We start from the raw sequence: 25,611 nt of genomic DNA, 5'->3' as shown, positions 1-25,611 counted from the left end.
GGAAAACGCGCGGCACCGGGTGCGCCGCGCGAGTGCGCTCGTGTCAGGCCTTAAGCCAGGAAGTAAGCCAGGAAGTAAGCCAGACAATAAGCCAGAAATTAAGCCAAATCTCGCGCGGCCGAGGCAGCGAACTGTGCCGATTTCTTGCGCGGCGTGCGCTTTTTCTTCGGCGCGACGGGGGGCGGCACGGCGGGCACATGCGGCTCCAGCGTCGTCACGGCTTCGATGATGCCGCCGCCGAGGCACACGTCGCCGTCGTAGAGCACCGCCGACTGGCCCGGTGTCACGGCCCATTGCGCGCTTGGGAAGTGCAGCGCGAACTGGCCTTCGCCGCTTTCCCCATCTACGCACGCGGCCTTGAACGTGCAGGGCGCGTCGGTCTGGCGGTAACGCGTCTTCGCGCCGCATGCATGGCCGTCGGCGGGCGGCTCGCCCGCGACCCAGCTCACATTGCCCGCGCGCAGCCCGTGCGCGAGCAGCCACGGATGATCGTGGCCCTGCACGACGTAGAGCGTATTGGCGGCCATGTCCTTGCCCGCCACGAACCACGGGTCGCCGCTGCCGTCCTTGCTGCCGCCCAGGCCAATGCCCTTGCGCTGCCCGAACGTATAGAACGCGAGGCCGATATGCTCGCCCACGACCTTGCCTTCGGGCGTCATCATCGGGCCGGGCTTCGTGGGCAGATAGCGGTTCAGGAAATCGCGGAACGGCCGCTCGCCAATGAAGCAGATGCCAGTCGAATCCTTTTTCTTCGCGTTCGGCAAGCCGATCTGTTCGGCGATCTCGCGCACCTTCGTCTTGGGAATTTCGCCCAGCGGGAACATCGTCTTCGAAAGCTGCGCCTGGTTCAGGCGATGCAGGAAGTACGACTGATCTTTCGTGTGATCGAGCGCCTTCAGCAGTTCGAAGCGTCCGTTGCGTTCGTTCTGACGCACGCGCGCGTAATGGCCCGTGGCGATGGTTTGCGCGCCCAGCGACATCGCGTGATCGAGGAAGGCCTTGAACTTGATCTCGGCGTTGCAGAGCACGTCGGGGTTCGGCGTGCGGCCCGCCGAGTATTCGCGCAGGAACTCCGCAAACACGCGGTCCTTGTACTCGGCGGCGAAGTTGACCGCCTCGACGTCGATGCCGATCAGGTCCGCGACCGACACCACGTCGATCCAGTCCTGGCGCGTCGAGCAGTACTCGCCGTCGTCGTCGTCTTCCCAGTTCTTCATGAAGAGACCGACGACGTCGAACCCCTGCTCCTTGAGCAGCCATGCGGTAACCGACGAATCGACGCCGCCCGACATGCCTACCACGACCTTACGTTTGCTCATTTGTCTGCTGCCTTGTTGCTGCTTTCAATCCCGGGGTTTCACTTTCGGACCTGCCTTCGGCCCGACCGCGTGGGTGTGCACGAAATCGAGCGACACGCGCTTGCCCGCGAGGTAATCGTCGACGCATTGCATGACGAGCGGCGTGCGGTGGCGCGCGCTCGCGGCGCGCAGCTCATCGGCGCTCATCCACAGCGCGCGGACGATGTCCGGATCGAGCGCGCGCGGCTGCGGCTCGCTCGCGACGCTGCCGCAGTAAGTGAAGCGCAGATATGTCGTGCCGCTTTCACCGGGCTTGCCGAAATGTGTCATGTACATGCCGACCAGTGCCTCGGGCGCGAACATATAAGCGGTTTCTTCGAGCGTTTCGCGCACGACCGCCTCATGGAGCGTCTCGCCGGCTTCCAGATGCCCGGCGGGCTGATTCAGGCGCAAGCCGGCCGGCGTGTGCTCCTCGACGAGCAGAAAGCGCCCGTCGCGCTCGACGATTGACGCCACGGTGACGTGGGGTGCCCAGGTTTCATCATTCATGGGCCGCTATTTTACCGGCACCCGCCCAAGACTGCCGGGGGCCGGATCGCGCGCCCGGTCCCGCTATCCAGTGCGCATGGGGGCACGAAGGCGCCCTATGCGGGGTATCGTCGACCGTCCGGTCGGACATCTAAAAGTGTTGTGTGCAGTGCACAAAAACGCGCAATTTCGGCTTCAGTCGCGCTCGCGGTTTCGGTTAAAGTGGTGCGGCAGTTTGCCGTTGCAATAGAAAGCCGGCGGGTCTCGCCGGCTTCACTCCGCTCGATTAGAGCCAGATTAGAAAGAAAGCAGGTCGAGGAGGAAACAGCGATGCATATCGGAGTGCCCGCAGAGACGCGGGCGAACGAAACCCGCGTGGCCGCGACGCCGGAGACAGTCAAGAAGTACGTCGCGCAGGGTCACACGGTCACTATTCAGGCAGGCGCCGGCGTTGGCGCGAGCTTTCCCGATGATGCCTACACGGCCGCGGGCGCGCAGATTGCCGACGCGGCCGCCGCCTTCGGCGCCGAGCTCGTGCTCAAGGTCCAGTCGCCCTCGGTCAGCGAGCTCGCGTTCATGAAGCGCGGTGCGGTGCTGGTCGGCATGCTCGATCCCTTCAATGCGGAAAATGCCCAGAAGCTCGCCGAAGCGGGCGTGACGGCGTTCGCGCTCGAAGCCGCGCCGCGCACCACGCGCGCGCAGAGTCTCGACGTGCTGTCCTCGCAGGCCAACATCGCCGGCTACAAGGCGGTGCTCGTGGCGTCCAATCTTTATCCGCGCTTCATGCCGATGCTCATGACCGCGGCCGGCACGGTGAAGGCCGCGCGCGTGCTGATCCTCGGCGCGGGCGTGGCGGGCTTGCAGGCGATCGCCACCGCGAAGCGTCTGGGCGCCGTGATCGAGGCTTCGGACGTGCGTCCGGCGGTGAAAGAGCAGATCGAGTCGCTGGGCGCGAAATTCATCGACGTGCCCTACGAAACCGATGAGGAGCGCGAAGCGGCGCAGGGCGTGGGCGGCTACGCGCGCCCGATGCCGCCCTCGTGGCTCGCGCGCCAGTCGGCGCTGGTGCACGAGCGCGCGAAGCAAGCCGATATCGTCATCTCGACCGCGCTGATCCCGGGCCGCGACGCGCCCACGCTGCTGCCCGCCGACACCGTGCAGGCGATGAAGCCGGGTTCGGTCGTGATCGACCTCGCGGCCGGGCGCGGCCCCGTCGCCGATCCGGCCACCGGCCGGCGCGGCGGCAACTGTCCGCTCACCGAAGCCGACAAGGTGGTCACGCACCACGGCGTGCAGATCTGCGGCTACACGAATCTCGCGTCGATGGTGGCCGCCGATGCCTCGTCGCTCTACGCGCGCAACCTGCTCGACTTCCTGAAGCTGATCGTCACGAAGGAAGGCGCGCTCAATATCGATCTCGCGGACGACATCGTCGCGGCCACGCTGCTGGCCCGCGACGGCACCGTCACGCGCAAGACCTGAGGAGACCCGGCAATGGAACTGATCAACCATACCGTCATCAACCTGATCATCTTCGTGCTGGCCGTGTATGTGGGCTATCACGTCGTATGGAACGTCACGCCCGCGCTGCATACGCCGCTCATGGCCGTGACCAATGCGATCTCGGCCATCGTGATCGTGGGCGCGATGCTGGCGACCGGCCTCACGGTGGGCGGCGCCGGCAAGTTCTTCGGCACCTTCGCCGTGCTGCTCGCCGCGGTGAACGTGTTCGGCGGCTTCCTCGTCACGCGGCGCATGCTCGAAATGTTCCGCAAGAAGGAGCCGAAGAAGGCCGCGTCCGGCAGCAAGGAGGGCGCATGATGAGCATGAACGTCGTTACGCTGCTCTATCTGGTGGCGTCGGTCTGCTTTATCCAGGCGCTCAAGGGTCTCTCGAACCCGCGCACCGCGCGCGCCGGCAACATGTTCGGCATGGTGGGCATGGCCATCGCCATTCTCACCACGGTTGCGCTGATTGCGAAGCAGTCGGCCCAGTTCGGCTCGAACCTCGGGCTCGGCCTCGGGCTGCTGTTCGGGGCGCTGGTGGTGGGCGGCGGCCTGGGGGCATTCGTGGCCGCGCGCGTCGAGATGACCAAGATGCCGGAGCTCGTTGCCGCCATGCACTCGCTGATCGGTCTCGCGGCGGTGTGCATCGCGTATGCGGTGGTCTCGGAGCCGGCCGCGTTCGGGCTCGTGGCCGAGGACGCGCCGTATCCGGGCTTCCTGCCTTACGGCAACCGCATCGAACTGTTCATCGGCACCTTCGTGGGCGCGATCACGTTCTCGGGTTCGGTGATCGCCTTCGGCAAGCTCTCGGGCAAGTACAAGTTCCGCCTGTTCCAGGGCGCACCGGTCGTTTATCCGGGGCAGCACCTGATCAACCTGATGCTCGCGCTGGGCATGATCGGCTTCGGCATTCTGTTCTTCCTCACGCAGTCGTGGCTGCCGTTCATCATCATGACGGCGATCGCGTTCGCGCTCGGTGTGCTCATCATCATCCCGATCGGCGGGGCGGACATGCCCGTCGTGGTGTCGATGCTGAACTCGTACTCGGGCTGGGCGGCGGCGGGTATCGGCTTCTCGCTGAACAACGCGATGCTGATCATCGCGGGCTCGCTGGTGGGCTCGTCGGGCGCGATTCTCTCGTACATCATGTGCCACGCGATGAACCGCTCGTTCTTCAATGTGCTGCTGGGCGGCTTTGGCGCCGAGGCGGGCGGGGCATCGGCGGGCGGCGCGCAGGAGCAGCGTCCGGTGAAGTCGGGCTCGGCGGACGACGCCGCGTTCATGCTGGGCAATGCCGAGAGCGTCGTGATCGTGCCGGGCTACGGGCTGGCGGTCGCGCGCGCGCAGCATGCCTTGAAGGAGCTCACGGACAAGCTGGTGGAGAAGGGCGTGGACGTGCGCTACGCCATTCACCCCGTGGCGGGCCGCATGCCGGGCCACATGAACGTGCTGCTCGCGGAAGCGGAAGTGCCCTACGACATGGTGTTCGAGATGGAGGACATCAACAACGAGTTCGGCCAGACCGACGTGGTGCTGGTGCTGGGCGCGAACGACGTGGTGAATCCGGCGGCGAAGAACGATCCGAAGTCGCCGATCGCGGGCATGCCGATCATCGAGGCCTACAAGGCGCGCACGATCATCGTGAACAAGCGCTCGATGGCGGCGGGTTACGCCGGGCTCGACAACGAACTGTTCTACATGGACAAGACCATGATGGTATTCGGCGACGCGAAGAAGGTGATCGAGGAGATGGTGAAGGCGGTGGAATAAGCGCCATCGCCGAAGTTTCCTGGCTACACAAAAGCGCGCAGCGATGCGCGCTTTTTTTACGCCTGGATCAGACCGTCACGCGTACCCCGCGCGGTGTTACGTCGACGGTGCTTCTACGCGCCGCAAATAATCGCCGAGCCGTCTCCCGCTCACGTCGGGAAACGGCTCGAGCACTTCCACGTCGTTCATCCGCGCGATGTTGAAGTTGCGGAAATCCTCCCGCATTTCGCACCACGCGCCGACTGTCCACTGCGCCCCCCAGTACACGAGCCCGAGCGGCCAGATGCGCCGCTGCGTATGCGCGCCGATGCGGTCGCAATACGCGAAGCGCACCACCAGCCGCGAATCGACGGCGCGATGCAGCGCGTCCACTTTCTCCGAATACGCGGGATCGACGTGATACGACGGCACGAACACGGCGATGCGTTCGAGCACCGCGCGCTTGTCGGCGGGCATGGCCGCGGCGATCTTCGCGAGCGCGCCGCGCGCCCCGCCCGCGAGCACCGCGCCGCCCCACGATTCGGCCATGCGCGCGCCCACGGCGAGCGCGGTGAGCTCGTCGGCCGTGAAGGTGAGCGGCGGCAGGCTTGCCGTGCGCGCGAGCCGGTAGCCGATGCCCGCTTCGCCTTCGATCGGCACGCCCGAAAGCTGCAGGTCGCGCACGTCGCGATAGACGGTGCGCGGCGACACCTCGAGCCACTGCGCGAGCTGCTGCGCGGTAGTGAGACGGCGGCCGCGCAGCAGCTCGGCGATGCGGAACAGGCGGTCGGCTCGGCGGGTCATGGGTGGGTCGTTGGGGGTGGGCCAGAACGGTCGACTGGTTCGGACGGGCAGCTCGGACGGCCAGTTGGGATGGCCGCTTGAAACGGCCGCTTAAAACGGCCGGTCCGGACAGCGAAGAACCGTGTGGCCGCAAGCATGACCGGAAACGGTCCCGAGGATGATAGCGCCCCAGCGCTCAGCCCAGCTTGGCAGCGTGCAAGCCGACGCGGTTGCCTTCGGTATCGATGAAGAAGCCGATATAGCCGTAGTTGTTGGGCAGCTCCACGGCAGGGCCTTGCTTCTTGCCGCCGGCCTTTTCCACGCGCTCGAGCACGGCCGTGATCGACGGCTGCGCGTTCAGATACACGAGCACGCCTTTCGGGTCCGGCTTGGCGTCGCGCGGATTGAACACGATGCAGCCGCCGGTTTCGGCTTCCGTATGCGAGAACAGCGCCATCGGCACGCCGCCGACCACTTCGCGCTGCAGCGACGTATCGAGGGCGGTTTCGTAAAAGGTGGCGGCACGGTCCAGATCGTGTGCGGGGATTTCGAACCACGAGATGACACGGGAAACTTCGGTCGACATGATGCGCTCCTCGGATGCCAATGGTGTCGATGACGGATGCGGTGAAATGGCGGCGGCTGGCGGGATGCCGTGGCGCCGGCCTGCCCGCAACGCACGTGATGTCGCGCGGGCTGGCGTAGGAAGGAGTGTGCCGTGGGGCTGCTGACAACGTGTTGTCAGTAGCTTTGACAGCACGTTCACCGCGCTGCGCCGCGCTATGCCGGCAGGCGTTTTCGAGAGAGAGGCGCGCGCAAATCTGCTGTAATCGACGGATTGATTCTTCCTTGTTCTTTCGATCCGGCGGCTCGTGGCCTGCCTTGCGCTTCATGTCTCCAAACATCTCCATCATCACGCCCACGGCCAACCGCGCGGCCTTTCTGCCGGCGATCGCGCGCTGTGTGGCGCGTCAGCAGGTCGACTGGGAGTGGCTCGTGCTCGACGACAGCCCCCAGCCCAGCGCCTTCATGCGCCAGCTCGCCGACACCGACCCGCGCGTGCGCTACTACTGGTCGAAGATGCCTATGTCGATCGGCGCGAAGCGCAATTTCCTCGTGGGCGAGTCGCGCGGCGAGTTGATCGCCCATTTCGACGACGACGATCATTACGCCTCGCACTATCTCGCGACCATGGCGCGGCTGTTGCGCGAAAGCGGCGCGCAGCTCATGAAGCTATCGACGTTCTGGATGTACGCGCCGCATACGCAGTTTCTGGGCTATATGGACCTGAATGCGCGCGTGGGCCTGCATTACGTGCTCAAGGGCAAGGAAGTGGGCACGGTGACCTTCCACGAGAAGATGCAGATCGGCGCCGATTTCATTCTTTTCTATGGTTTCGCATACGTTTACCGCAAGGCGCTCTTCGACATCGCGCGCTTTGACGACGTCAACCTCGGCGAAGACGAGAGCTTCATCCGCCGCGTGGTGGAGTCGGGACAGAAAGTGCTCGCCGCCGACGACACCCAGGCGAGCTGCCTGCATCTGATTCACCCGGCTTCCACGTCGCGCTGCTTTTCGCGGTATTCGCTGCCGGTCTTCCTGCTGCCGAGACTCTTTCCGGAGTACCAAGGATATCCGCTGCCCGTCGAACCGGGCGGAGCGGCGGTCGGGCCTGCGCGCGTCTGAAACGCGGACGCGGCGCAGGGGTTACATCGTGCGGCTCGTTAGCTGTTTGGGCCGGCGCTGTCCGGGTTCTTGCCAGCGGCGGCGTCCTGGCCGGCGCCGGCAGGGCGCTGGCGCACGCTGCCCGCGATCAGGTCGAAGCGGAACAGGCGGCATTCGAGCGCGCCGTTGAAGAGCGGCGTCTTGGCCGCTTCGCGCAGACGCAGCTGCCCAGGCAGCTTGCGGTCCGAGGTCAGGAAGAACGCGCGCCAGCCCGTGAAGCGCTGCTTGAGCGCGTCGCCGAGCGCCTGGAAGAATTCGGCGTCGGGTGCGTCGGTATGGACGCGGCGGAAGGCCTCTTGCTCCTCGTAGTCGTCGCTGCGTGGCGCGCGGGCTTCGCCGCGCGCGTTGCGCCCGCGCACCTCGATACGCTCGCCATACGGCGGATTCGCCACGAGAATCCCGTTGCCTTCCGCGGGCGGCGTCATGTTGCGCGCATCGAGCTGCTTGAGCGGCACCTCGCCAAGACCCGCGCGCGCGAAGTTGGCGCGCGCCTTCTCCAGCATGACGTCGGAAATGTCGCTGCCGAAAATGCGCAGCTCCGTCGCGCGGCTCATGGCGGTGTTGCGCAACGTGTTCGCCTCGCTCTTCAGATGGCGCCACGCGGCGGTGTCGGCCTGCTTCAGACGCTCGAAGCCGAAGCTGCGCGACAGCCCCGGCGCGATGTCGAGCGCGACCTGGGCGGCTTCCGCCAGAAACGTGCCGCTGCCGCACATCGGGTCATAGAGCGGCATCTCGGGCGTCCAGCCCGTGAGGCGCAGGATGCCGGCGGCGAGATTCTCGCGCAGGGGCGCGGCGCCCTTGTCCAGACGCCAGCCGCGTTTGAAGAGCGGCTCGCCCGAGGTGTCGAGGTAGAGCGTGCAATCGTTCGCGGTGAGGAAGGCGAACACGCGCACGTCGGGATAGGCGGTATCGACGCTGGGGCGCGCGCCGGCCTTGTCGCGCATGCGGTCGCAGATCGCGTCCTTCACGCGCAGGGTGGCGAATTCGAGGCTGCGCAGCGGCGACTTGATCGCGGTGATGTCGATGCGGATGGTCTCGTTCGGCGAGAACCATTTTTCCCATTGCTGCTCGCGCGCGAGCGCATAGATGTCCTGCTCGCCGCGATAGGGCCGCTGGGCGATTTTCAGGAGCACGCGGCTGGCAATGCGCGAATGCAGGTTCGCGGCCATGCCGCCGGCCCAGTTGCCGCGAAAATGCACGCCGCCGGGCACTTCGGCGCCCACCTGGAGCGCGCCGGGCGGCAGGCGCCGCTGCGCGATTTCGGCCAGTTCGGCGGCGAGCGGGGCTTCGAGGCCGCGCGGGCAGGGAGCAAAGAAATCGAAAGACATGAGAAGAGAGGGGACGCTGCGAGGAAGGCGCTATTGTACGCGGGTTGGCGTGAGTCCCTTCAGGCGGCCGGCCGTGCGAGCGGCCTGATTCTCACGCGAGGGCCGGCGGACTTGCCAAAGATTCCACTGGGTTTGCATGCCGCGCCATTGCTCGGGGCGTCTTCCACGCCCATCCCGTCTTATCGTCCGGCAGCTCACGGCACGATGCCTTTCATTGGCTTTCAGCCCTCCTGATTCGCGCCGCGCCCCCGCCGGATCGGCCACACCAGATCGATCGGATGGCGCGTCACGCGCCGCCAGAACGCACGCATGAGCGGACGCACGTCCTGACGCCCGAGGTCGCGTGAGCGCACCGCCATGTGCAGCGCGAGCGCGAAGCTCACCGTCACGTTGAGAACGGCCATGCTCGCCACGCCGGCCACGGCCCACCAGAGCTCGCCGGTTTTGAGCGTAGCCGTGCCGAGCACGCCGAGCGCCACGCCGATCGAGCCCGCCGAGAGCGTCACGTGGCGCACTTCGAAGTGGAACGCGACGGCCGAAACGATCGCCGGCACGAGGCCGAGCATCATGCCCAGCACGACGTTGCCCCATACGCCCGCCACGTTCACGCGGCAAAAGCGTGCGAGGCGCGCGGCGCCCGGTGCGCCCAGCGTCATGCGCAGGCGCCGGTTCCACGCGAGCGCGTCCTCGACGCGATGCAGCACGAACCAGTTGTCGGCCCAGCCGGCGAACAGACTCGACGCCCACAGCAGCACGCCGGTGAGCGCGGCGTAGAACGGCGTCGGGCCGATTAGCGAGAACGATTGGAGCGTTGCGTGCGCCTTCGCCGGCGCGATCAGGTTCGCGTGGAACAGCCAGCCGAACGCGAGCTGGATCGCGAGACAGGCCGGGAATACGAGCAGCACGTTGCCGAGCACGGCGGCGGCCTGGGTGCGGATCAGCGCCACCACCGACGACACGAAGCGCGCGCGCCCCGCGGGCTCGTTGGCGCCGTCGAGTTCGCGCGCGAGCGTGGGCGCGGTCATCGCGGGCTGCTTGGTCGCGAGCGAAAAGTGACAGAAGTGCATGACGAGAAAGCTCAGCGCGTAGTTGATGCCCGCGAAGAGTCCTTCGATCATCGAGGGCAGGTGCGCGCCCGTGATGCCGAATTTCACGTAGACCGTCACCGCCGTGACGAGGCCGCCGCCCGCCGCCATGCGCAGCATCGTGAGGTATTCGGCGCGGTCGCGCGCGATGTAATGCTCGCCCGTGTCGGCGGAGAGCTCCACCACCTTGCGCGAAAGCAGCGCGAAGTTGCTGCGCACGAGGTGGGCCATGCTCTGGCTTTTCTGGTTCGCGCGGACGAGATCGGCAACGAGGCGCGCCTGCGTCGCGGGATCGTCGGCGGCCATCCACGCGTCGAGCAGACGCTCCGCGCGCACGATGCGCATGCGCATGCGCTGGACCTGGAACACCGTGTCCACGCGCACGCCGTGGCGGTAGAGATGCGCGAAGACGCCGTCGGTGGCTTTGCGGCAGTCGTCGAGCAAGAGGCGCAGCCACGTCACTTCCTGCAGCAGCCGCGTGGGCTCGCCCGCGTCGCGTGCGTTTTCCACTGCGAGCATCGCGCGCGTGAGCCGGAAGAACGACAGCTTTTCGACGGCGACGTGCGCGTCTTCGTTCGAAAGGCGGCTGCGCACCGTCGGCGAGAGACCCGTCGAGCTGATCTGGCAGGTCAGGTTGTGCAGCGCCGTGAGCAGGTCCAGCGAGAACTCGTTGGGCAGCGCTGCTGAAGCGACAGGGCGCGCGGCGCCCGCGCCGTCTTCGTCGGGAAGCTGGGCCGGGGCGACGGCGGGTTCGACCGCCGCTTCCGGCTGCACCGCGCCGGGCTCGGCGATCAGGGTCCGCAGCCGGGCGAGCAGGTCGCGCGGCAGTGTGGCGATCCACTCGGGGTCGTGGGGCGACGGGAACATCAGCGTGAAGAGCGCTGCGAGGTCGCGGCGGTTCGGCGCGGGCGGGATCAACTGCGCCTGCATCCGGCCCACGAGCGCGCCGAACAGGTTCGAGTGGACCGGCATGCCTGCGTCGCAGAGCAGGGTGATGCTGTCGCTTTCGCGCATCAGCTTGCGCACCATCGCGCCGACGTTGGCCTTCCATGCCGGATTGCGGTCCAGCACGTGCAGCAGGTAGCGCACGCGCGCATGCTCGGGCGGCGCGCGCAGCGGCGCATCGGGCGCGGTGGCGGCGGCTGCGGGGGCATCGGTGTCGAGCTGGCCGCGCCGGTGGATCCAGTGTGCGAGTTCGATCAGCCAGTCGCTGCGTTCCGCGTAGGGGGCATCGGCATCCGCGATGGCGAGCAACGCATCGAGTTGCTGAACTGCACTGCGCGAAGCGCGCCATTTCTTCCAGAGCGTCTTGAGCGAACGAAACATACCAATGCGTCAGGCAGTAGGGTAAAGCGGCATTATCGCGGCTCGCGCGGATTGGGCGGTTCGAGTTGGACAGCGCGAAAGCGGCCGATGCGAGCCGTTTGGCGGCACACGGGAGCGAGCGCGCGCCGTGGCAGCGTTGGCGCACAGGGGCGGCGGCCAAGCCGGCGGGCGCCGTGGGGTGATCATGGCGTTGTGCGCGCTAATGCGCACTATTGCGTATTAGCGTGTGCTAGTGCGCATGCGAGGAGCGGGAGGGAACGCGAATACGGACGCGGCGGGCCGCGTCCGCTCGGGTGTCCGCGCTGGGACTCAGCCCGCCGTTGCGGCGGTGGACACGGCCTGCGGGCAGGCGATGCTGGTCGCGGGCGGCAGGTGCGCGGAAGAGGCCTTCGCGCCGTTCTTCGCCGTGGTCCTGGTGCTGGACGTCGCGCTCGCCTGCGGCGCGGCGGCGAGCGTGCGCACGCCGCTCGCGATGGCCTGCGAGAGCGCCGCCACCGCGCGCCGGTGGCCGACTACGAGCGCGTCATAGCCGTCGCCGATGGGTTCGTTGAGCACGCTGCGGCAGGTCATGACCGTCTGCGAGTCGAGTGCGCGCACGCTCCAGACCGCGTCGATGAGGGCATGCGAGCCCGGCCACGATTCGAAGCGCTGAACGTTCACGCTCACGCGATAGACCGGCACGTCCTCGGGATGCGGCGAGCCGTACACGTCGATGGCGCCGAGCTGCTGCGTGAGATCGCCGGAGAGCGCGCGGCGGATTTCGTCTCCGGGCAGCGAGGCCCAGCGTTCCTGCTCGAGCACCTTGACCTGGTTGGCGTCGTTCTGCACGACGAACTGCAGCTTTGCGACCTGCGGCGGGACGTCGACCGGCGCCACCGCCACGAGCAACGCTTGATTGCCCGTGGTCGAGGCGACGCTCGCGTGTGCGGCGTCGTCAGTGGGGCTCAGCGTGTAGAAGCGGCTGCCGGGCGAGGCGCAGCCCGCGAGCGCGGCCACGAGGGCGAGCGCTGCGAGGGCTGGGGCTGCCGGGAGCCGCAGGGGGAGCCGGCGAAACGTCATGGCTTGTCTCCTGATTTGCCGCGCAGCAGCGATTCGGGATGACGCTCCAGATAGTCGGAGAGCGCGTTGAGGGATTGCAGCGTGCGCGTGAGTTCCTGCAGCGCCTGATGCACGTCCGATTGCAGCGGCGAATCCTGCTGCAGCGTGGACTGCGCGGCGTTGAAGGTCTTCTGCGCCTGGTCGAGCGTGCCGCGCATCTGCGGCAGGATCTCGTCGTTGACCTTGCCGAACAACTGGTTCGCGTTCTTCAGCGAGTCGTTCAGGTTGTTGCCGATCTGATCGAACGGGATCTTGTCGAGCTTCTTCGCGATGTCGGCGACTTGTGCCTGCAGTTCCTCGAGCGAGTTCGGGATCGTCGGCAGTTCCATCGGAACGTGGTCGAAGTCCACCTTCGCGGCCGGCGCCTTCGGGAAGATGTCGAGCGCGACGTAGAGCTGGCCGGTGATCAGGTTGCCGGTGCGCAACTGGCCGCGCAGGCCGCGCGCGACCAGCCGCTTGACGAGCTCCTGGCCTTGCGGCGTGCCCGGTACGGGCGCCTCGCCGTGAACGCGTCGTGCGAGGCGTTGCGGATACAGGTCCATCGTCACCGGCATCGTGAAGTTGCGCTCCTTCGGGTCGTACTCGATGCCGATGCCCGTCACCTGGCCGAGCACGATGCCGCGGAAGTCGACTGGTGCGCCCACCGAAAGGCCGCGCAGCGACTGGTTGAAGTACATCACCACGCGCTGCGGCGCGCCGTCCGGCTCGCGCATGGCTTCGGCCTCGTCGGCGGCGAGCGTGAAGGTCGAGTTGTCGGGTGCCTGCGGGCCCATTCCCTGACCCGACGGCGCCTGGAACGCGAGGCCGCCTACCACCACGGTCGCGAGCGATTGCGTGTTGATCTTGATGCCGTTCGAATCGAGCTGCACATTCACGCCGCTCGCGTGCCACCAGCGCGTGTTGGTGCCCACGTACTGATCGTAGGGCGCGCTCACGAACACCTGCACGGTGACGCCGTTGCCGTCCTTGTCGAGCGAGTAGCCCGTCACCTGGCCCACCTGGATGCGCCGGTAGAAAATGGGCGTGCCGATATCGAGCGAGCCGAGCGCTTCGCTATGCAGCGTGTAGCGGTGGCCCTTTTCGTCGATGGTCACGGCGGGAGGCGTCTCGAGCCCGACGAAGTCGCTCGCGGTATCTTCCGAGCGGCCCGGGTCGGCGCCAATGTAGGAGCCCGAGAGCAGCGTGCCGAGACCCGAGACGCCGCTCGCGCCGATGCGCGCGCGCACGACCCAGAAGTGGCTGTCCTTTTTGGCGAATTTTTCTGCGTCCTTGGTGAGCTCCACGGTCACCAGCACGCGCGAGAGATTCGGCGAAAGCTTGATGGCGCGCACCGAGCCGATATCGACGTCCTTGTATTTGACCTTGGTTTTGCCGGGCTCCAGTCCCTCGGCGCTCAGGAAGCTGATCGTGATGGTCGGGCCGCGCGAGGTCACCGATTTCACCACGAGTGCGATGCCGATCAACGCCGCGACGAGCGGCACGATCCAGACGAGGGAAGGGAGCCAGCGCCTCGGCTTGACGATGTCCGGCTCGGGGAGGTCAGGCGGCAGCGAGCCGCCTCCTGAAGGCGGGTTCGGTCCTTGCGGACTAATCATGAGGGCGATCCTGAGAGTGTTGCGGCGGTTGCTGTTTGTCTTCGTCTACCGGATCCCAGATGAGGCGCGGATCGAACTGCATCGACGCCAGCATCGTCAGGATCACGACCGAGCCGAACGCAATCGCGCCGGGCCCCGCCGTAATCACCGCAAGCGACTGGAAGCGTACCAGCGCGACGGTCAGTGTGACAACGAACACGTCCAGCATCGACCAGCGGCCGATGAACTCGACGAGCCTGTAGAGCTTCGTGCGCTCGGCGGGGCGCCACCGGGAGCGGCGCTGCGCCGTGAGGCAAAGCAGCGCGAGCACGGAGAGCTTGAGCATGGGCACGAGAATGCTCGCGATGAAGACGATCACCGCGAGCGGCGCGTCGCCCGAGGTCCAGAAGTAGGCGACGCCGCTCATGATGGTGTCGTCCTCATCGCCGATGAGCGAGGCCGTGTGCATCACCGGCAGCAGATTCGCGGGGATGTACAGGATCGCGGCGGCGAACAGCAGTGCCCAGGTGCGCGTGAGGCTGTCGGGGGTGCGCACGTGCATCGGCGAGTGGCAGCGCGCGCAGCGTACATGGGCGGCCTGGCGCTCGCGCGGTTGCACGTGGCCGCAGGCGTGGCAGGAGACGAGGCCGGCGTCGCTGGCGGTGACGAATTTCATCGGGTTGCCTCGGTGCGCTGGGGGTTCGTTGGGTTCATCGAGGGCTCAAGCCAGAGGCGTCGGCGCTGCCGCCGGGCTGCTTCGGCGCGGCCGGATCGCGAATTTCGGGGCTGGAGAGCGGGTGGTTCGGGAGCTTCGGGCCGTTTGGTCCGCTTGGTCCGCTTGGTCCGCTTGGTCCGCTTGGTCCGCTTGGTCCGTCCGGGCCGATGTCGGGTCCGCCGCCCGACCCCGTTCCGCTGTCCGCCGGCCCTGCGCCGCCCAGTCGCGCGGCACGCTGGCGTTCGCGCAGGTCGTCGGCGATGTCCCATAGCGTGCGTGCGTCGAAGGTCAGGACCACGGTGATCATGAGCGTGAGCGTGCCGAACGCGAACAGCGCGGTTTCCGGAATCACGCGGGCAAGGCTCACCATCTTCACGATGGTGATGAGCACGCCCAGCATGAAGACTTCGAGCATGCCCCAGGGACGCACGAACTGGATCGTGCGCAGCACGAGGTTGAATCCCGGTGGAATGACGCCGCGCCGGATCGGCAGGAGTACATAGAGCAGCGCGACCAGTTCCGTGAGCGGGCTAAGGATGGTGGCGCAAAAGACCATCACCGCGACGATCTGCATGTTCTCGTTCCACAGCACCACGAGCGCGCCGAAGAGGCTCGACTGCGAGACGATTCCGTTGGCATCGAGCTCGATGATGGGAAACGACTGGGCGATGACGAACGTGACGAGCGCGGCGACGGTGATGGCGCAGATGCGGTCGAGCTGCGACGACGCGCTGCTATAGAGCGTGGCGCCGCAACGCGTGCAGCGTGCGCTTTGTCGCCCGAGCAGGCGAGGCTTTTGGTAGAGCGCGTCGCATTCGTGACACGCGATCAGATTGTCCAGGGCCATGCGGGCAGAAGACGCAAAACGACGTGAAAGGAACGAAAAGCGCTGGTGCCGCAACGGCACGGCATCTGCACTGCCGGCCATGTTACCAAAGGAGGCCGGCAATACGTGCTTCGGCGAGCGGAGGCGGCGGGCTGCGTCACCGCCCGAGCGGCGCGAGAGTGTGCCATGTTTGTTGCTATTGCGTACCGCGGCTGTGCCACAGTTGTGCGCCAACGCAAGTAGGCAAGCGGGCTTCCCGTCGCGGGTCTTGCCGCATTCCCGTGTTGCGCCGCATCACGCGGGCGGAGCAACGCGCGATCCCGCAGGTGCATGCATGCGCGCCGCCAGGTTATCTTTCGTTCTGAGCGGCCGAGTGACCGGCCATCCCTCCAGGGGCTCGCGCGGGCGGCGGGTACCATTGGCGGAGGCTCCCGGCGCCCGGGGTGGGGAAGAGCATGGAAGCATTGATCGCAATCGCGCGTTTGGCTGGAGGCCGGGCGCGCGCGGGCAAGGTGCGGGCGGCGCTCGCACGCGCCGTGGCCATCGTGACCCGCGTGCTCGTGGTGCCGGCGCTGCTGGCCGCGAGCAGTGCGGTCTGGGCGCAAATGGACGCGGGCAAGAGCACGATCGTGGCCGTCTCGCGGCAAATGAGCGTGCCCGTGGAGGGCCGCTTCACGAAGTTCGATGCGCAGATCAACTTCGATCCGGCGAAGCCGGCGGCGGGCACGGCGCGCCTGACGGTCGATACCGGCAGTTACGATCTCGGCGACGCGAGCTACAACGATTCGGTGCGCGGTCCCCAATGGTTCGACGCGAAGGCCTACCCGCAGGCCACTTTCGTCTCCACGTCGATCACGCCGACGGGTCCGAACCAGTACAGCGTGAGCGGCAACATGACGATCAAGGGGCATACGCAGCCCGTCGTGGCGCCGGTTGTGCTCACCCAGCAGGGCGCGACGCAGACCTTCGACGGCACGCTGCCCATTCATCGGCTCGCGTTCGACATTGGCACGGGAGAGTGGAAGGACACCTCGACCGTTGCGGACGAAGTGCTGATCAAGTTTCACATCGTCGTTACGCGCAAGTAGCGGCCAACGAGTGAGCAACGCGCGAAAAAAAAGCCGGTTCGCGAGAACCGGCTTTTTGCTTTCCATTGCGTTCGATCGCGTTCGATCGCGTTCGATCGTATGCGACGCCGGGCAGGGTTTAAACCTGGGCGCCCGCGTTCGGATCGTTCGGATCGTACTTCTCTTTCTTGTCCTTGATGAGATCCTCGCGCTTCACGCCGAGCCACATCGAGAGCGACGCGGCCACGAACACCGACGAGTAGATGCCGAACAGGATGCCCACCGTCAGCGCAAGCGCGAAGTAGTGCAGCGTCGGGCCGCCGAAGAAGAACATGGAGAGCACCATCATTTCCGTACAGCCGTGGGTAATGATGGTTCGCGACATCGTGCTGGTGATCGCGTGGTTGATGACTTCCATGACGGTCATCTTGCGCTCGCGCCGGAAGGTCTCGCGAATCCGGTCGAAGATAACCACCGACTCGTTCACCGAGTAGCCGAGCACCGCGAGCACCGCAGCGAGCACGGAGAGCGAGAACTCCCACTGGAAGAACGCGAAGAAGCCGAGAATGATCACCACGTCGTGCAGGTTGGCGATCACGCCGGCCACGGCGTACTTCCACTCGAAGCGGAACGACAGATAGATGATGATGCCGGCGACCACGCACGCGAGCGCCAGCAGGCCGTCCGTGGCGAGTTCCTTGCCGACCTGCGGGCCGACGAATTCCACGCGCTGCAACTGCACCTGCGCATTGTCGGCCTTGAGCGTGGACATCACCTGGTCGCTTTGCTGCGCCGAGGAGAGGCCCTGCTTGATCGGCAGGCGGATCAACACGTCGCGCGAGGTGCCGAAGTTCTGCACCTGGGCGTCGTTATAGCCGATCTTCGCGAGCGAATCGCGCACGGGCTCGAGCGGGACCGCCTGCGGATACTGCACCTCGATGACCGTGCCACCCGTGAATTCGATCGACAGATGCAGGCCGCGGTGAAACAGGAAGAACACCGCCGCGATGAACGTGATGAAGGAAATCGCGTTGAAGATCAACGCGTGCTTCATGAACGGGATGTCTTTGCGGATGCGGAAAAATTCCATGTTCTCGACTCCGTGTCAGCGCGACGAGCCCGGCGTGCCGGGGTCGCCAGGATTGTTGCGGCGGCGCACGACCGGCTTGGCGCGCACGGCGCCCTTGGAGCCGGCTTTCGCCGCGGCTTTTCCGGTTTCGCGAGGCTTCGCAGCCGTTGCCATGGCACGGCCGAGATCCGTGCCGGCGTCGGACGCGCCCAGCGCGGGCGCACCTGCAGTTTCGGGTTCCGGACGCCACACCTGGCCCACGGCCAGCGACTTGAGCTTCTTCTTGCCGCCGTACCAGAGATTCACAATGCCGCGCGAGAAGAACACCGCCGAGAACATCGAAGTGAGAATGCCGATGCAGTGCACGATCGCGAAGCCGCGCACCGGGCCCGAGCCGAACGCGAGCAGCGCGAGACCGGCGATGAGCGTGGTCACGTTCGAGTCGAGAATCGTGGCCCAGGCGTGCGCATAGCCGTTCTGAATGGCCAGTTGCGGCGGCGCGCCGTGGCGCAGTTCTTCGCGCACGCGCTCGTTGATCAGCACGTTCGCGTCGATCGCCATGCCGAGCGCGAGCGCGATAGCCGCGATGCCCGGCAATGTGAGCGTGGCCTGCATCAGCGAGAGCACGGCCACGAGCAGCAGCAGGTTCACCGAGAGGCCGATCATCGAGATCAGGCCGAACAGCAGGTAGTAGCAGATCATGAAAACGGCGATCGCGGCAAAGCCGTAGACCACCGAGTCGAAACCCTTGCGGATGTTGTCCGCGCCCAGGCTCGGACCGACCGTGCGTTCCTCGATGATGTCCATGGGCGCGGCGAGCGAGCCCGCGCGCAGCAGCAGCGCGAGGTCGGCGGCCGCCTGCGGCGTGGGCTGGCCCGTGATCTGGAAGCGGTCGCCGAGCTCCGACTGGATCGTGGCCACCGTGAGCACTTCACCCTTGCCCTTCTCGAACAGCACCATCGCCATCGGCTTGCCGATGTTGTCGCGCGAGACGCTGCGCACCGAGCGCCCGCCCGCCGAGTCGAGACGGATGTTCACCGACGGGCGGTTGTGCTCGTCGAAGCCCGCCGAGGCGTCGATGATGCGGTCGCCCGTGAAGATCACCTGCTTGCGCAGCAGCACGGGGCCGACGTTGCCTTGCGTGAAGAGCTCGTCGCCCGGCGGCACCGGATCGGACGGGTTCGGATGCAGGCCGTTCGGGTCGGCGAGACGCGCTTCGAGCGTGGCCGTGCGGCCGATGATGTCCTTCGCCTTCGCGGTGTCCTGCACGCCCGGCAGCTCGACCACGATGCGGTCGTTGCCTTGCTGCTGGATTACGGGCTCGGCCACGCCGAGTTCGTTCACGCGGTTATGCAGCGTGGTGATGTTCTGCTTGAGCGCGGCGTCCTGCACCGACTTCTTCACGGCCGGCGTGAAGGTGCCGACGAGCTGCGCGCCGCCATCGGGCGCGTTCTGCGTGGCCCAGACGAGCTCGGCGACGCCGCTCGAGCCCGAGAGCACCTTGCGCGCCTGCTCGGCCACGGCCGGGTCGGCGAAGTTGATCACGACGCTCTGGTTGACGCGGTTCACGCCGCCGTCGCGGATGTTCTTGTCGCGCAGGATGGTGCGTGCGTCCGAAGCGTCGGAGTCGAGCTTCTTGTTGAGCGCGCCGTTCATGTCGACCTGCAGCAGGAAGTGCACGCCGCCGCGCAGGTCCAGACCGAGGTACATCGGCAGCGCGTGCAGCGCCGTCAGCCAGCGGGGCGAGGCGCTTTGCAGGTTCAGCGCGACGATGTAGCTCGGGTCGTTCGGGTCGGGGTTCAGCGTCTTCGCGAGCACGTCCTTCAGACGCAGCTGCGTGTCCGTGTCGGCGACGCGCACGCGGATGTTCGCGTTCAGCGACGAGTTGTCGAACGTGACGTCGTCGGCCTTGATGTTGTTCGCGGGCAGCGCGGCTTCGATCTGCGCGAGCGTGCCCGAGTCCAGCTTGACGGTGGCTTTGCCGCTCGATACCTGGACCGCCGGCGCTTCGCCGAAGAAATTGGGCAATGTGTACACGAGGCCGATGACGAGCGCCACCAGCATCACGACATATTTCCAGAGGGGGTAACGGTTCATTGGTTGGCCCAACGGGGGAGGGAAATGGCCTGCACGATGTGCGCGCGTCCGACCGCGCCTTCATGATGCCCTTGCGGGCGTTTCAGCGGCAGGGCCGGACGCGCAAGGCCACCGATAAACGCAGCGGCCTGGAGAAGACGATCGCTAAAGGCTTACAGCGACTTGATCGTGCCCTTCGGCAGGATGGTCGAGACCGACGACTTCTGCACGGTGATTTCCGTGCCGTCCGCGATTTCGACGCCGACGTAGGCTTCGCTAACCTTGGTCACCTTGCCGACGATGCCGCCGCTCGTGATGACTTCGTCGCCCTTGGCCATGGCGGCGAGCATGTTGCGGTGTTCCTTCTGGCGCTTCATCTGCGGACGAATCATGATGAAGTACAGCACGGCGAACATCAGAATGAGCGGCAGGAAGCTCATCAGGCTCGATTCTGCGCCGCCGACTGCGGAGCCTTGGGCGAAGGCATTGGAAATGAACGACACGTTGGTCTCTCCGTTTATACGATCACTACGATCAAAGATACGATCAAAAAGCGAGCCGGATATTCTACCACCGGCAAGATACGCGACGACGGCGCAAAATGGGCTTTCCGATCAAGCTGTTATCACGTATTGGCCCGCCTGGGTGGGATGCGACGCGTTTGGCCTGGCCGGAAAAGCGCTCATGAAGCACCATCGAAGCGAAAGGTAATTGTAAAGTCTGGCGGCGCTCGTCGTATTCCGATATCGGAAAGCTTCGAAAGCGCCGCGGCCAACACTTCCGCCACGACCGCGCTCAATCCACGCCGCGCGCGCGGTTTTCGGCAAAACGCGTCCTGAACGCCTCGAACGTCTTCGTTTCGATGGCCGTGCGCATCTCGCTCATCAGCTCGAGGTAGTAGTGCAGGTTGTGGATCGTGTTGAGCTGCGCGCCGAGAATCTCGCCCACGCGGTGCAGATGGTGCAGGTAGCCGCGCGTGAAGTTGCGGCAGGTGTAGCAGCCGCATTGCTCGTCGAGCGGGCGCAGCGAGTTGCGGTGCACGGCGTTGCGGATCTTGATGTCGCCAAAGCGCGTGAAGATCCAGCCGTTGCGCGCGTTGCGCGTGGGCATCACGCAGTCGAACATGTCGACGCCCGAGGCCACGCCCGCCACCAGGTCTTCGGGCGTGCCCACGCCCATCAGGTAGTGCGGCTTGTCGGCGGGCAGCTTCGGCGCGATGTATTCCAGCACGCGCATCATGTCTTCCTTGGGCTCGCCCACCGAAAGTCCGCCGATCGCGTAGCCGTGGAACGGCATCTGCGAGAGGCCGGCGAGCGATTCGTCGCGCAGGTCCTCGAACATGCCGCCCTGCACGATGCCGAAGAGGGCATTCGGATTGCCAAGGCGATTGAACTCGTTGATCGAGCGCTGCGCCCAGCGCATCGACATGCGCATGGAATCGGCCGCCTCCTTGTGCGTGGTCGGCACGCCGTTGGTCGCGTAGGGCGTGCATTCGTCGAACTGCATGACGATGTCCGAGTTCAGCACCTTCTGGATCTGCATCGACACTTCGGGCGAGAGGAACAGCTTGTCGCCGTTCACGGGCGAGGCGAAGCGCACGCCGTCTTCCGAGATCTTGCGCAGGTCGCCGAGCGAGAACACCTGGAAGCCGCCCGAATCGGTGAGGATCGGCCGGTTCCAGCCCATGAAGCGGTGCAGGCCGCCGTGCGCCTCGATCGTTTCCAGACCCGGGCGCAGCCACAGGTGGAAGGTGTTGCCGAGGATGATCTTCGCCTGCATCTCCTCGAGCTCGCGCGGCTGGGTGGCCTTCACGGTGCCGTAGGTGCCCACCGGCATGAAGATCGGCGTTTCGACCACGCCGTGATTGAGCGTGACGCGGCCACGGCGTGCCTGGCCGTCGGTGCCGAGCAGTTCGAATTTCAGGCCGTTTTGCGGGCGTTCGCCCAGGTATGCGCCGTGTTCGGCGCGTGCGTTGTTTGGATGACCGTCGGTCATGCGGTAACTCCTGTGCAACCGGAAAACAGTCCGGCGCAGATAGTGAAACGCCGTCGCACGTATGTGTTACGCGCGACGGCTTGGGAAAAGTGTGCGAACCCTGTCAGGCGCTGAGCGCGTTTTCGGTTCTGCTCAGCAGCATCGCGTCACCATAGCTGAAGAAGCGATAACGCTCTTCGATCGCGTGACGATAGGCGGCGCGGATCGTCTCGATGCCCGCGAACGCCGAAACCAGCATCAGGAGCGTCGACTTCGGCAGGTGAAAGTTCGTGACGAGCCGGTCCACCACGCGGAACTGGTATCCCGGCGTGATGAAGATGTCGGTCTCGGCGGACGTGGCGGCGAGTTCCCGGCCCGCGTTCGCCGCATCGCGCGCGGCGGCTTCGAGCGCGCGCATCGAGGTGGTGCCCACCGCGATCACGCGGCCGCCGCGCGCACGCGTGGCGGCGATCTTGTCGACGAGCGATTGCGGCAGCTGATACCACTCGCTGTGCATCGTGTGATCGGCGATGTTCTCCACGCGCACCGGCTGGAACGTGCCCGCGCCCACGTGCAGCGTGAGCGTGGCGCGCTCAACGCCTTGCGCGTCGAGCCGCGCGAGGAGCGCGTCGTCGAAATGCAGGCCCGCCGTGGGCGCGGCCACCGCGCCCGGGTTTTGCGCGAACACGGTCTGGTAACGCGTCTCGTCGTTCGCGTCGGCGTCGTGCGTGATGTAGGGCGGCAGCGGCAGACGGCCGAATTGCTCGATCAGCGTGAGGCAGTCGTCGGGGAAATGCAGCGTGTAGAACGGTTCCACGCGCTCGCCCACCGTGACGTCGAACGCATCGGCCAGACGCAGCACGGTGCCGGGCCCCGGGCTCTTGCTCGCGCGGATCTGCGCGAGCGCCGTGCGCGCGCCGGTCAGGCGCTCGACGAGCACCTCGATCTTGCCGCCGCTGGCCTTCTGGCCGAAGAAGCGCGCCTTGAGCACCTTGGTATCGTTGAACACGAGCAGGTCGCCGGGCGCGATGCACGCGGGCAGCTCCGCGAAGCGGCGGTCGGTGAGGCGCGCGGGTTGGCGTGGCAACTGCGCGGTGTTGTCCACCTCCAGCAGACGGCTCGCGCTGCGCTCGGGCAGGGCGGTTTGAGCGATCAGCTCGGCAGGGAGATCGAAGTCGAAATCGGAAAGCTTGAACATGCGGACTGATGAAACGGAAATACGGCTTAAGACCCGGGGTGCGCTGCTTTCGAGCCGATGAACCGCCGGGCGATGGCCCGCGGTTGCGCCCCAAAATGCGGCCGCAATGGCCGCCTGCGTACAGCGAGCGGCTATGATTGCGGGACGTGCCCGCGCGTTTGGGACATGCCCGTGGAACGCGCGAGTCGCGCGTTACGCGCCGCGCCTTGCCGGAAAGCCGATATTGTACTTGCGAAGCTGCTCATGCCCTCGTCCGTTAGCCGATTGATTTCCCAAGCCGATGCCACGAGCGAAGCGCACGACGACGTGCGCGAGCCGCAAGCGCCGCAAACCGCAGCGCCGCGCAAACGCGCGGCCCGCAAGCCATCCGCCGACAAAGCCACGGACAAAGCCACAGCGAAAGGCGGCGAGGGCGCTACGGCCAAGGACAAGCCCAAGCCCAAGCTCGCCAAAACCGCTGACCGCCTCGCCAAGCTCGGCCTCACGCGTGACATCGACCTCGTGCTGCATCTGCCGATGCGCTACGAGGACGAGACCACGCTCACGCCCATCGGCGAGCTGTTGCCGGGCGGCATGGCGCAGACCGAAGGCGTGGTGTTCGACAACGAGATCGCCTATCGCCCGCGCCGCCAGTTGCTCGTGAAGCTGCGCGACCCGGAGCGCGCGGGCGGCGACGAACTGCATCTGCGCTTTCTGAACTTCTACGGCTCGCAGGTCACGCAAATGGCCGTGGGCAAGCGCCTGCGCGTGCGCGGCGACGTGCGCGGCGGCTTCTTCGGCATGGAGATGGTGCATCCGGCGGTGAAGGTCGTGGAAGGCGAGACGCCGCTGCCGCAGGCGCTCACGCCGGTTTATCCGTCGACGGCCGGCGTGAGCCAGGCGTATTTGCGCAAGGCGATCGACAATGCGCTCTCGCGCGCCTCGCTGCCTGAACTCCTGCCCGAAGCCGTTGCGCGCGAGTTCCTGGCGCCGCTCAATCTGCCGCAACTGATGGATGCGGTGAAGACGCTGCACCATCCGCCCGTGGACGCCGACGAGCACGAGTTGATCGACGGCACGCACCCCGCGTGGACGCGCATCAAGTTCGACGAACTGCTCGCGCAGCAGCTTTCGCTCAAGCGCGCGCACGAGGAGCGCCGCACGCGCGCCGCGCCCGCGATGGCGCGCCACGTGGCCGGACGCGATTCGGGCACGGCGCTGCTCGCGCGCCTGCGCGCGGCGCTGCCGTTCACGCTCACCGGGGCGCAGCAGCGCGTGGTCGAGGAGATCGCGCGCGACCTCGAAGAGCCGCACCCGATGCAGCGTCTGCTGCAAGGCGACGTGGGCAGCGGCAAGACCGTCGTCGCGGCGCTCGCGGCCGCGCAGGCCATCGACGCTGGCTATCAGGCCGCGCTCATGGCGCCCACCGAAATCCTCGCGGAGCAGCACGCGCGCAAGCTGCGCGGTTGGCTCGAGCCGCTCGGCGTGCAGGTGGCGTGGCTCTCGGGCAGCCTCAAGGCGAAGGAAAAGCGCGCCGCGCTCGAAGCCGCGGCGCTGGGCACCGCGCAACTGGTGATCGGCACGCACGCGATCATTCAGGACGCCGTGGAATTCGCGCGGCTCGGTCTGGTGATCGTCGACGAACAGCATCGCTTCGGCGTCGAGCAGCGACTCGCGCTGCGCGCCAAGGCCCAGAACGCGAAGACGCCGGAGCAGGCCACGGGGCAGAGAACGGCTGCCGCGCCCGCGCGCGAGTTCCAGCCGCACCAGTTGATGATGTCGGCGACGCCCATCCCGCGCACGCTCGCCATGACGTATTACGCGGACCTCGACGTCTCCACCATCGACGAGCTGCCGCCCGGCCGCACGCCCATTCTCACGAAGCTGATCTCAGACTCTCGCCGCGAAGAGGTGATCGCGCGCGTGCGCGCGGCGGCGCTCACAGGGCGCCAGGTGTACTGGGTGTGTCCGCTGATCGAGGAAAGCGAGACGCTGCAGCTGCAGACCGCGGTGGAGACTTATGAAACGCTCGTGGCCGCGCTGCCCGAGCTCACGGTCGGGCTCGTGCACGGGCGGCTTGCGTCGGTGGACAAGGCCGCCGTGATGGACGCGTTTTCGCGCAACGAAGTGCAGCTGCTGGTCGCGACCACGGTGATCGAAGTGGGCGTGGACGTGCCCAACGCCTCACTGATGGTGATCGAGCACGCCGAGCGTTTCGGGCTCGCGCAACTGCACCAGTTGCGCGGACGAGTGGGGCGCGGCAGTGCGGCGTCGGTGTGCCTGCTGCTTTATAGCGGGCCGCTCTCGCTGACCGGACGCGCGCGGCTGCAAACCATGCGCGAGACCACCGACGGCTTCGAGATCGCGCGCCGCGATCTGGAGATTCGCGGTCCCGGCGAGTTCCTCGGCGCGCGCCAGTCGGGCGCGGCCATGCTGCGCTTCGCGAACCTCGAAAACGACGCCTGGCTGATCGACCCCGCGCGAGACGCGGCGGAGTGTCTGCTGCGCGAATGGCCGCACGTCGTCACGAAGCATCTGAACCGCTGGCTCGGTGCGCGCGAGCAGTACCTGAAGGCCTGACGAAGGCACCGGGCTGACTGCGGACGTCGTCGCCAGCGCAAGTGACACATGCGCGGAACCCGAGCGCCGCTGTGCCGTCTGAGCGTTCATGTGATCCCGCCCCGCATAGGGGTGTTGATTATTGGCGA

The 25,611-nt window shown here is 66.5% G+C and carries 21 protein-coding genes; 6 read left to right on the top strand and 15 right to left on the bottom strand.

The features are described from left to right. Positions 1 to 98: 98 nt before the first annotated feature. Positions 99 to 1,319: a tRNA 2-thiouridine(34) synthase MnmA gene (gene mnmA / locus PWP93_RS10460; protein ID WP_421044436.1), complete on the bottom strand. Its 1,221-nt coding sequence runs from the start codon at positions 1,317 to 1,319 to the stop codon at positions 99 to 101. A gap of 24 nt (positions 1,320 to 1,343) precedes the next feature. Then, positions 1,344 to 1,847 carry an NUDIX hydrolase gene (locus PWP93_RS10455; protein ID WP_421044435.1) on the bottom strand — a complete coding sequence of 168 codons (504 nt, stop codon included), beginning with the start codon at positions 1,845 to 1,847 and terminating at the stop codon, positions 1,344 to 1,346. A 309-nt stretch (positions 1,848 to 2,156) separates the two neighbouring features. On the opposite strand from PWP93_RS10455, the gene PWP93_RS10450 reads away from it, so the two are divergent. From PWP93_RS10450 to PWP93_RS10440, 3 genes are read left to right on the top strand one after another with little or no spacing between them, the layout of a single operon-like run. Continuing rightward, entirely contained in the window at positions 2,157 to 3,308 is a 1,152-nt protein-coding gene (locus PWP93_RS10450) for a Re/Si-specific NAD(P)(+) transhydrogenase subunit alpha (RefSeq protein WP_421044434.1), read from the top strand. A gap of 12 nt (positions 3,309 to 3,320) precedes the next feature. Beyond that, entirely contained in the window at positions 3,321 to 3,647 is a 327-nt protein-coding gene (locus PWP93_RS10445; protein WP_413186317.1) for an NAD(P) transhydrogenase subunit alpha, read from the top strand. Beyond that, entirely contained in the window at positions 3,647 to 5,101 is a 1,455-nt protein-coding gene (locus PWP93_RS10440) for an NAD(P)(+) transhydrogenase (Re/Si-specific) subunit beta (RefSeq protein ID WP_421045066.1), read from the top strand. Before PWP93_RS10445 ends, PWP93_RS10440 begins: the two co-directional genes overlap by 1 nt. A gap of 96 nt (positions 5,102 to 5,197) precedes the next feature. Here PWP93_RS10440 and PWP93_RS10435 read toward each other — a convergent pair whose 3' ends face one another. Both PWP93_RS10435 and PWP93_RS10430 read right to left on the bottom strand, forming a co-directional pair. After that, complete coding sequence (locus PWP93_RS10435; RefSeq protein ID WP_421023045.1) at positions 5,198 to 5,884, bottom strand: helix-turn-helix transcriptional regulator; 687 nt, start codon at positions 5,882 to 5,884, stop codon at positions 5,198 to 5,200. Between the two features lie 175 nt (positions 5,885 to 6,059). Then, positions 6,060 to 6,449 (bottom strand): VOC family protein, encoded by a 390-nt coding sequence (locus tag PWP93_RS10430; RefSeq protein ID WP_421023046.1) that lies wholly within the window; start codon positions 6,447 to 6,449, stop codon positions 6,060 to 6,062. 305 nt (positions 6,450 to 6,754) lie between these two features. On the opposite strand from PWP93_RS10430, the gene PWP93_RS10425 reads away from it, so the two are divergent. Next, a complete protein-coding gene (locus PWP93_RS10425) occupies positions 6,755 to 7,549 on the top strand; it encodes a glycosyltransferase family 2 protein (RefSeq protein WP_421044433.1) in 795 nt (264 codons plus the stop codon). A gap of 38 nt (positions 7,550 to 7,587) precedes the next feature. On the opposite strand, the gene PWP93_RS10420 is transcribed toward PWP93_RS10425, so the two are convergent. The 6 genes from PWP93_RS10420 to PWP93_RS10395 form a co-directional block, all read right to left on the bottom strand. Next, positions 7,588 to 8,916, bottom strand: coding sequence for a THUMP domain-containing class I SAM-dependent RNA methyltransferase (locus PWP93_RS10420; protein WP_421023048.1), 1,329 nt, complete (start codon positions 8,914 to 8,916; stop codon positions 7,588 to 7,590). A 221-nt stretch (positions 8,917 to 9,137) separates the two neighbouring features. Beyond that, positions 9,138 to 11,327: a site-specific recombinase gene (locus PWP93_RS10415; RefSeq protein WP_421044432.1), complete on the bottom strand. Its 2,190-nt coding sequence runs from the start codon at positions 11,325 to 11,327 to the stop codon at positions 9,138 to 9,140. Positions 11,328 to 11,636: 309 nt separating this feature from the next. Beyond that, the gene (locus PWP93_RS10410; RefSeq protein ID WP_421044431.1) at positions 11,637 to 12,386 is read right to left on the bottom strand and encodes a PqiC family protein; all 750 of its coding nucleotides are present in this window, start codon (positions 12,384 to 12,386) and stop codon (positions 11,637 to 11,639) included. Continuing rightward, on the bottom strand, positions 12,383 to 14,020 hold the full coding sequence (locus tag PWP93_RS10405) for an intermembrane transport protein PqiB (protein WP_421023051.1): 1,638 nt from the start codon (positions 14,018 to 14,020) through the stop codon (positions 12,383 to 12,385). The genes PWP93_RS10410 and PWP93_RS10405 overlap by 4 nt, the downstream gene beginning before the upstream one ends. After that, a complete protein-coding gene (locus PWP93_RS10400) occupies positions 14,013 to 14,675 on the bottom strand; it encodes a paraquat-inducible protein A (protein WP_421044430.1) in 663 nt (220 codons plus the stop codon). The genes PWP93_RS10405 and PWP93_RS10400 overlap by 8 nt, the downstream gene beginning before the upstream one ends. A 34-nt stretch (positions 14,676 to 14,709) precedes the next feature. After that, positions 14,710 to 15,561 (bottom strand): paraquat-inducible protein A, encoded by an 852-nt coding sequence (locus tag PWP93_RS10395; RefSeq protein ID WP_421044429.1) that lies wholly within the window; start codon positions 15,559 to 15,561, stop codon positions 14,710 to 14,712. Between the two features lie 584 nt (positions 15,562 to 16,145). Between PWP93_RS10395 and PWP93_RS10390 the strand changes: the two genes are divergently transcribed. Then, positions 16,146 to 16,628 (top strand): YceI family protein, encoded by a 483-nt coding sequence (locus PWP93_RS10390; RefSeq protein ID WP_421045065.1) that lies wholly within the window; start codon positions 16,146 to 16,148, stop codon positions 16,626 to 16,628. A gap of 118 nt (positions 16,629 to 16,746) precedes the next feature. On the opposite strand, the gene secF is transcribed toward PWP93_RS10390, so the two are convergent. The 5 genes from secF to queA form a co-directional block, all read right to left on the bottom strand. Next, complete coding sequence (gene secF, locus PWP93_RS10385; RefSeq protein ID WP_421023054.1) at positions 16,747 to 17,697, bottom strand: protein translocase subunit SecF; 951 nt, start codon at positions 17,695 to 17,697, stop codon at positions 16,747 to 16,749. 15 nt (positions 17,698 to 17,712) lie between these two features. Then, positions 17,713 to 19,773, bottom strand: coding sequence for a protein translocase subunit SecD (gene secD / locus PWP93_RS10380; RefSeq protein WP_421044428.1), 2,061 nt, complete (start codon positions 19,771 to 19,773; stop codon positions 17,713 to 17,715). Between the two features lie 152 nt (positions 19,774 to 19,925). Then, entirely contained in the window at positions 19,926 to 20,255 is a 330-nt protein-coding gene (gene yajC, locus PWP93_RS10375) for a preprotein translocase subunit YajC (protein WP_035526866.1), read from the bottom strand. A 292-nt stretch (positions 20,256 to 20,547) separates the two neighbouring features. Continuing rightward, positions 20,548 to 21,747 (bottom strand): tRNA guanosine(34) transglycosylase Tgt, encoded by a 1,200-nt coding sequence (gene tgt / locus PWP93_RS10370; RefSeq protein ID WP_421044427.1) that lies wholly within the window; start codon positions 21,745 to 21,747, stop codon positions 20,548 to 20,550. A 103-nt stretch (positions 21,748 to 21,850) separates the two neighbouring features. Continuing rightward, positions 21,851 to 22,924, bottom strand: a complete 1,074-nt coding sequence (queA, locus tag PWP93_RS10365) for a tRNA preQ1(34) S-adenosylmethionine ribosyltransferase-isomerase QueA (RefSeq protein WP_421023057.1) — start codon at positions 22,922 to 22,924, stop codon at positions 21,851 to 21,853. Between the two features lie 165 nt (positions 22,925 to 23,089). Between queA and recG the strand changes: the two genes are divergently transcribed. Beyond that, complete coding sequence (gene recG / locus PWP93_RS10360; protein ID WP_421044426.1) at positions 23,090 to 25,483, top strand: ATP-dependent DNA helicase RecG; 2,394 nt, start codon at positions 23,090 to 23,092, stop codon at positions 25,481 to 25,483. Positions 25,484 to 25,611: the final 128 nt, after the last annotated feature.

It is taken from the genome of Paraburkholderia sp. A1RI-2L (assembly GCF_048957375.1).
Classification (GTDB): Bacteria; Pseudomonadota; Gammaproteobacteria; order Burkholderiales; family Burkholderiaceae; genus Paraburkholderia.
The sequence above is the reverse complement of the archived record's forward strand: the minus strand, read 5'-3'. Positions and strand labels throughout refer to the sequence as shown.

What these genes read in the sequence shown, in the direction of transcription:
- PWP93_RS10420 (WP_421023048.1), bottom strand. Translation starts at nt 8,916, where the DNA reads ATGTCTTTCGATTTCTTTGCTCCCTGCCCGCGCGGCCTCGAAGCCCCG.
- PWP93_RS10425 (WP_421044433.1), top strand. Translation starts at nt 6,755, where the DNA reads ATGTCTCCAAACATCTCCATCATCACGCCCACGGCCAACCGCGCGGCC.
- PWP93_RS10445 (WP_413186317.1), top strand. Translation starts at nt 3,321, where the DNA reads ATGGAACTGATCAACCATACCGTCATCAACCTGATCATCTTCGTGCTG.
- PWP93_RS10395 (WP_421044429.1), bottom strand. Translation starts at nt 15,561, where the DNA reads ATGGCCCTGGACAATCTGATCGCGTGTCACGAATGCGACGCGCTCTAC.
- PWP93_RS10405 (WP_421023051.1), bottom strand. Translation starts at nt 14,020, where the DNA reads ATGATTAGTCCGCAAGGACCGAACCCGCCTTCAGGAGGCGGCTCGCTG.
- PWP93_RS10415 (WP_421044432.1), bottom strand. Translation starts at nt 11,327, where the DNA reads ATGTTTCGTTCGCTCAAGACGCTCTGGAAGAAATGGCGCGCTTCGCGC.
- PWP93_RS10455 (WP_421044435.1), bottom strand. Translation starts at nt 1,847, where the DNA reads ATGAATGATGAAACCTGGGCACCCCACGTCACCGTGGCGTCAATCGTC.
- mnmA (WP_421044436.1), bottom strand. Translation starts at nt 1,319, where the DNA reads ATGAGCAAACGTAAGGTCGTGGTAGGCATGTCGGGCGGCGTCGATTCG.
- PWP93_RS10390 (WP_421045065.1), top strand. Translation starts at nt 16,146, where the DNA reads ATGGACGCGGGCAAGAGCACGATCGTGGCCGTCTCGCGGCAAATGAGC.
- secD (WP_421044428.1), bottom strand. Translation starts at nt 19,773, where the DNA reads ATGAACCGTTACCCCCTCTGGAAATATGTCGTGATGCTGGTGGCGCTC.
- recG (WP_421044426.1), top strand. Translation starts at nt 23,090, where the DNA reads ATGCCCGTGGAACGCGCGAGTCGCGCGTTACGCGCCGCGCCTTGCCGG.
- PWP93_RS10435 (WP_421023045.1), bottom strand. Translation starts at nt 5,884, where the DNA reads ATGACCCGCCGAGCCGACCGCCTGTTCCGCATCGCCGAGCTGCTGCGC.
- queA (WP_421023057.1), bottom strand. Translation starts at nt 22,924, where the DNA reads ATGTTCAAGCTTTCCGATTTCGACTTCGATCTCCCTGCCGAGCTGATC.
- PWP93_RS10400 (WP_421044430.1), bottom strand. Translation starts at nt 14,675, where the DNA reads ATGAAATTCGTCACCGCCAGCGACGCCGGCCTCGTCTCCTGCCACGCC.
- tgt (WP_421044427.1), bottom strand. Translation starts at nt 21,747, where the DNA reads ATGACCGACGGTCATCCAAACAACGCACGCGCCGAACACGGCGCATAC.
- PWP93_RS10450 (WP_421044434.1), top strand. Translation starts at nt 2,157, where the DNA reads ATGCATATCGGAGTGCCCGCAGAGACGCGGGCGAACGAAACCCGCGTG.
- secF (WP_421023054.1), bottom strand. Translation starts at nt 17,697, where the DNA reads ATGGAATTTTTCCGCATCCGCAAAGACATCCCGTTCATGAAGCACGCG.
- PWP93_RS10440 (WP_421045066.1), top strand. Translation starts at nt 3,647, where the DNA reads ATGAGCATGAACGTCGTTACGCTGCTCTATCTGGTGGCGTCGGTCTGC.
- PWP93_RS10410 (WP_421044431.1), bottom strand. Translation starts at nt 12,386, where the DNA reads ATGACGTTTCGCCGGCTCCCCCTGCGGCTCCCGGCAGCCCCAGCCCTC.
- PWP93_RS10430 (WP_421023046.1), bottom strand. Translation starts at nt 6,449, where the DNA reads ATGTCGACCGAAGTTTCCCGTGTCATCTCGTGGTTCGAAATCCCCGCA.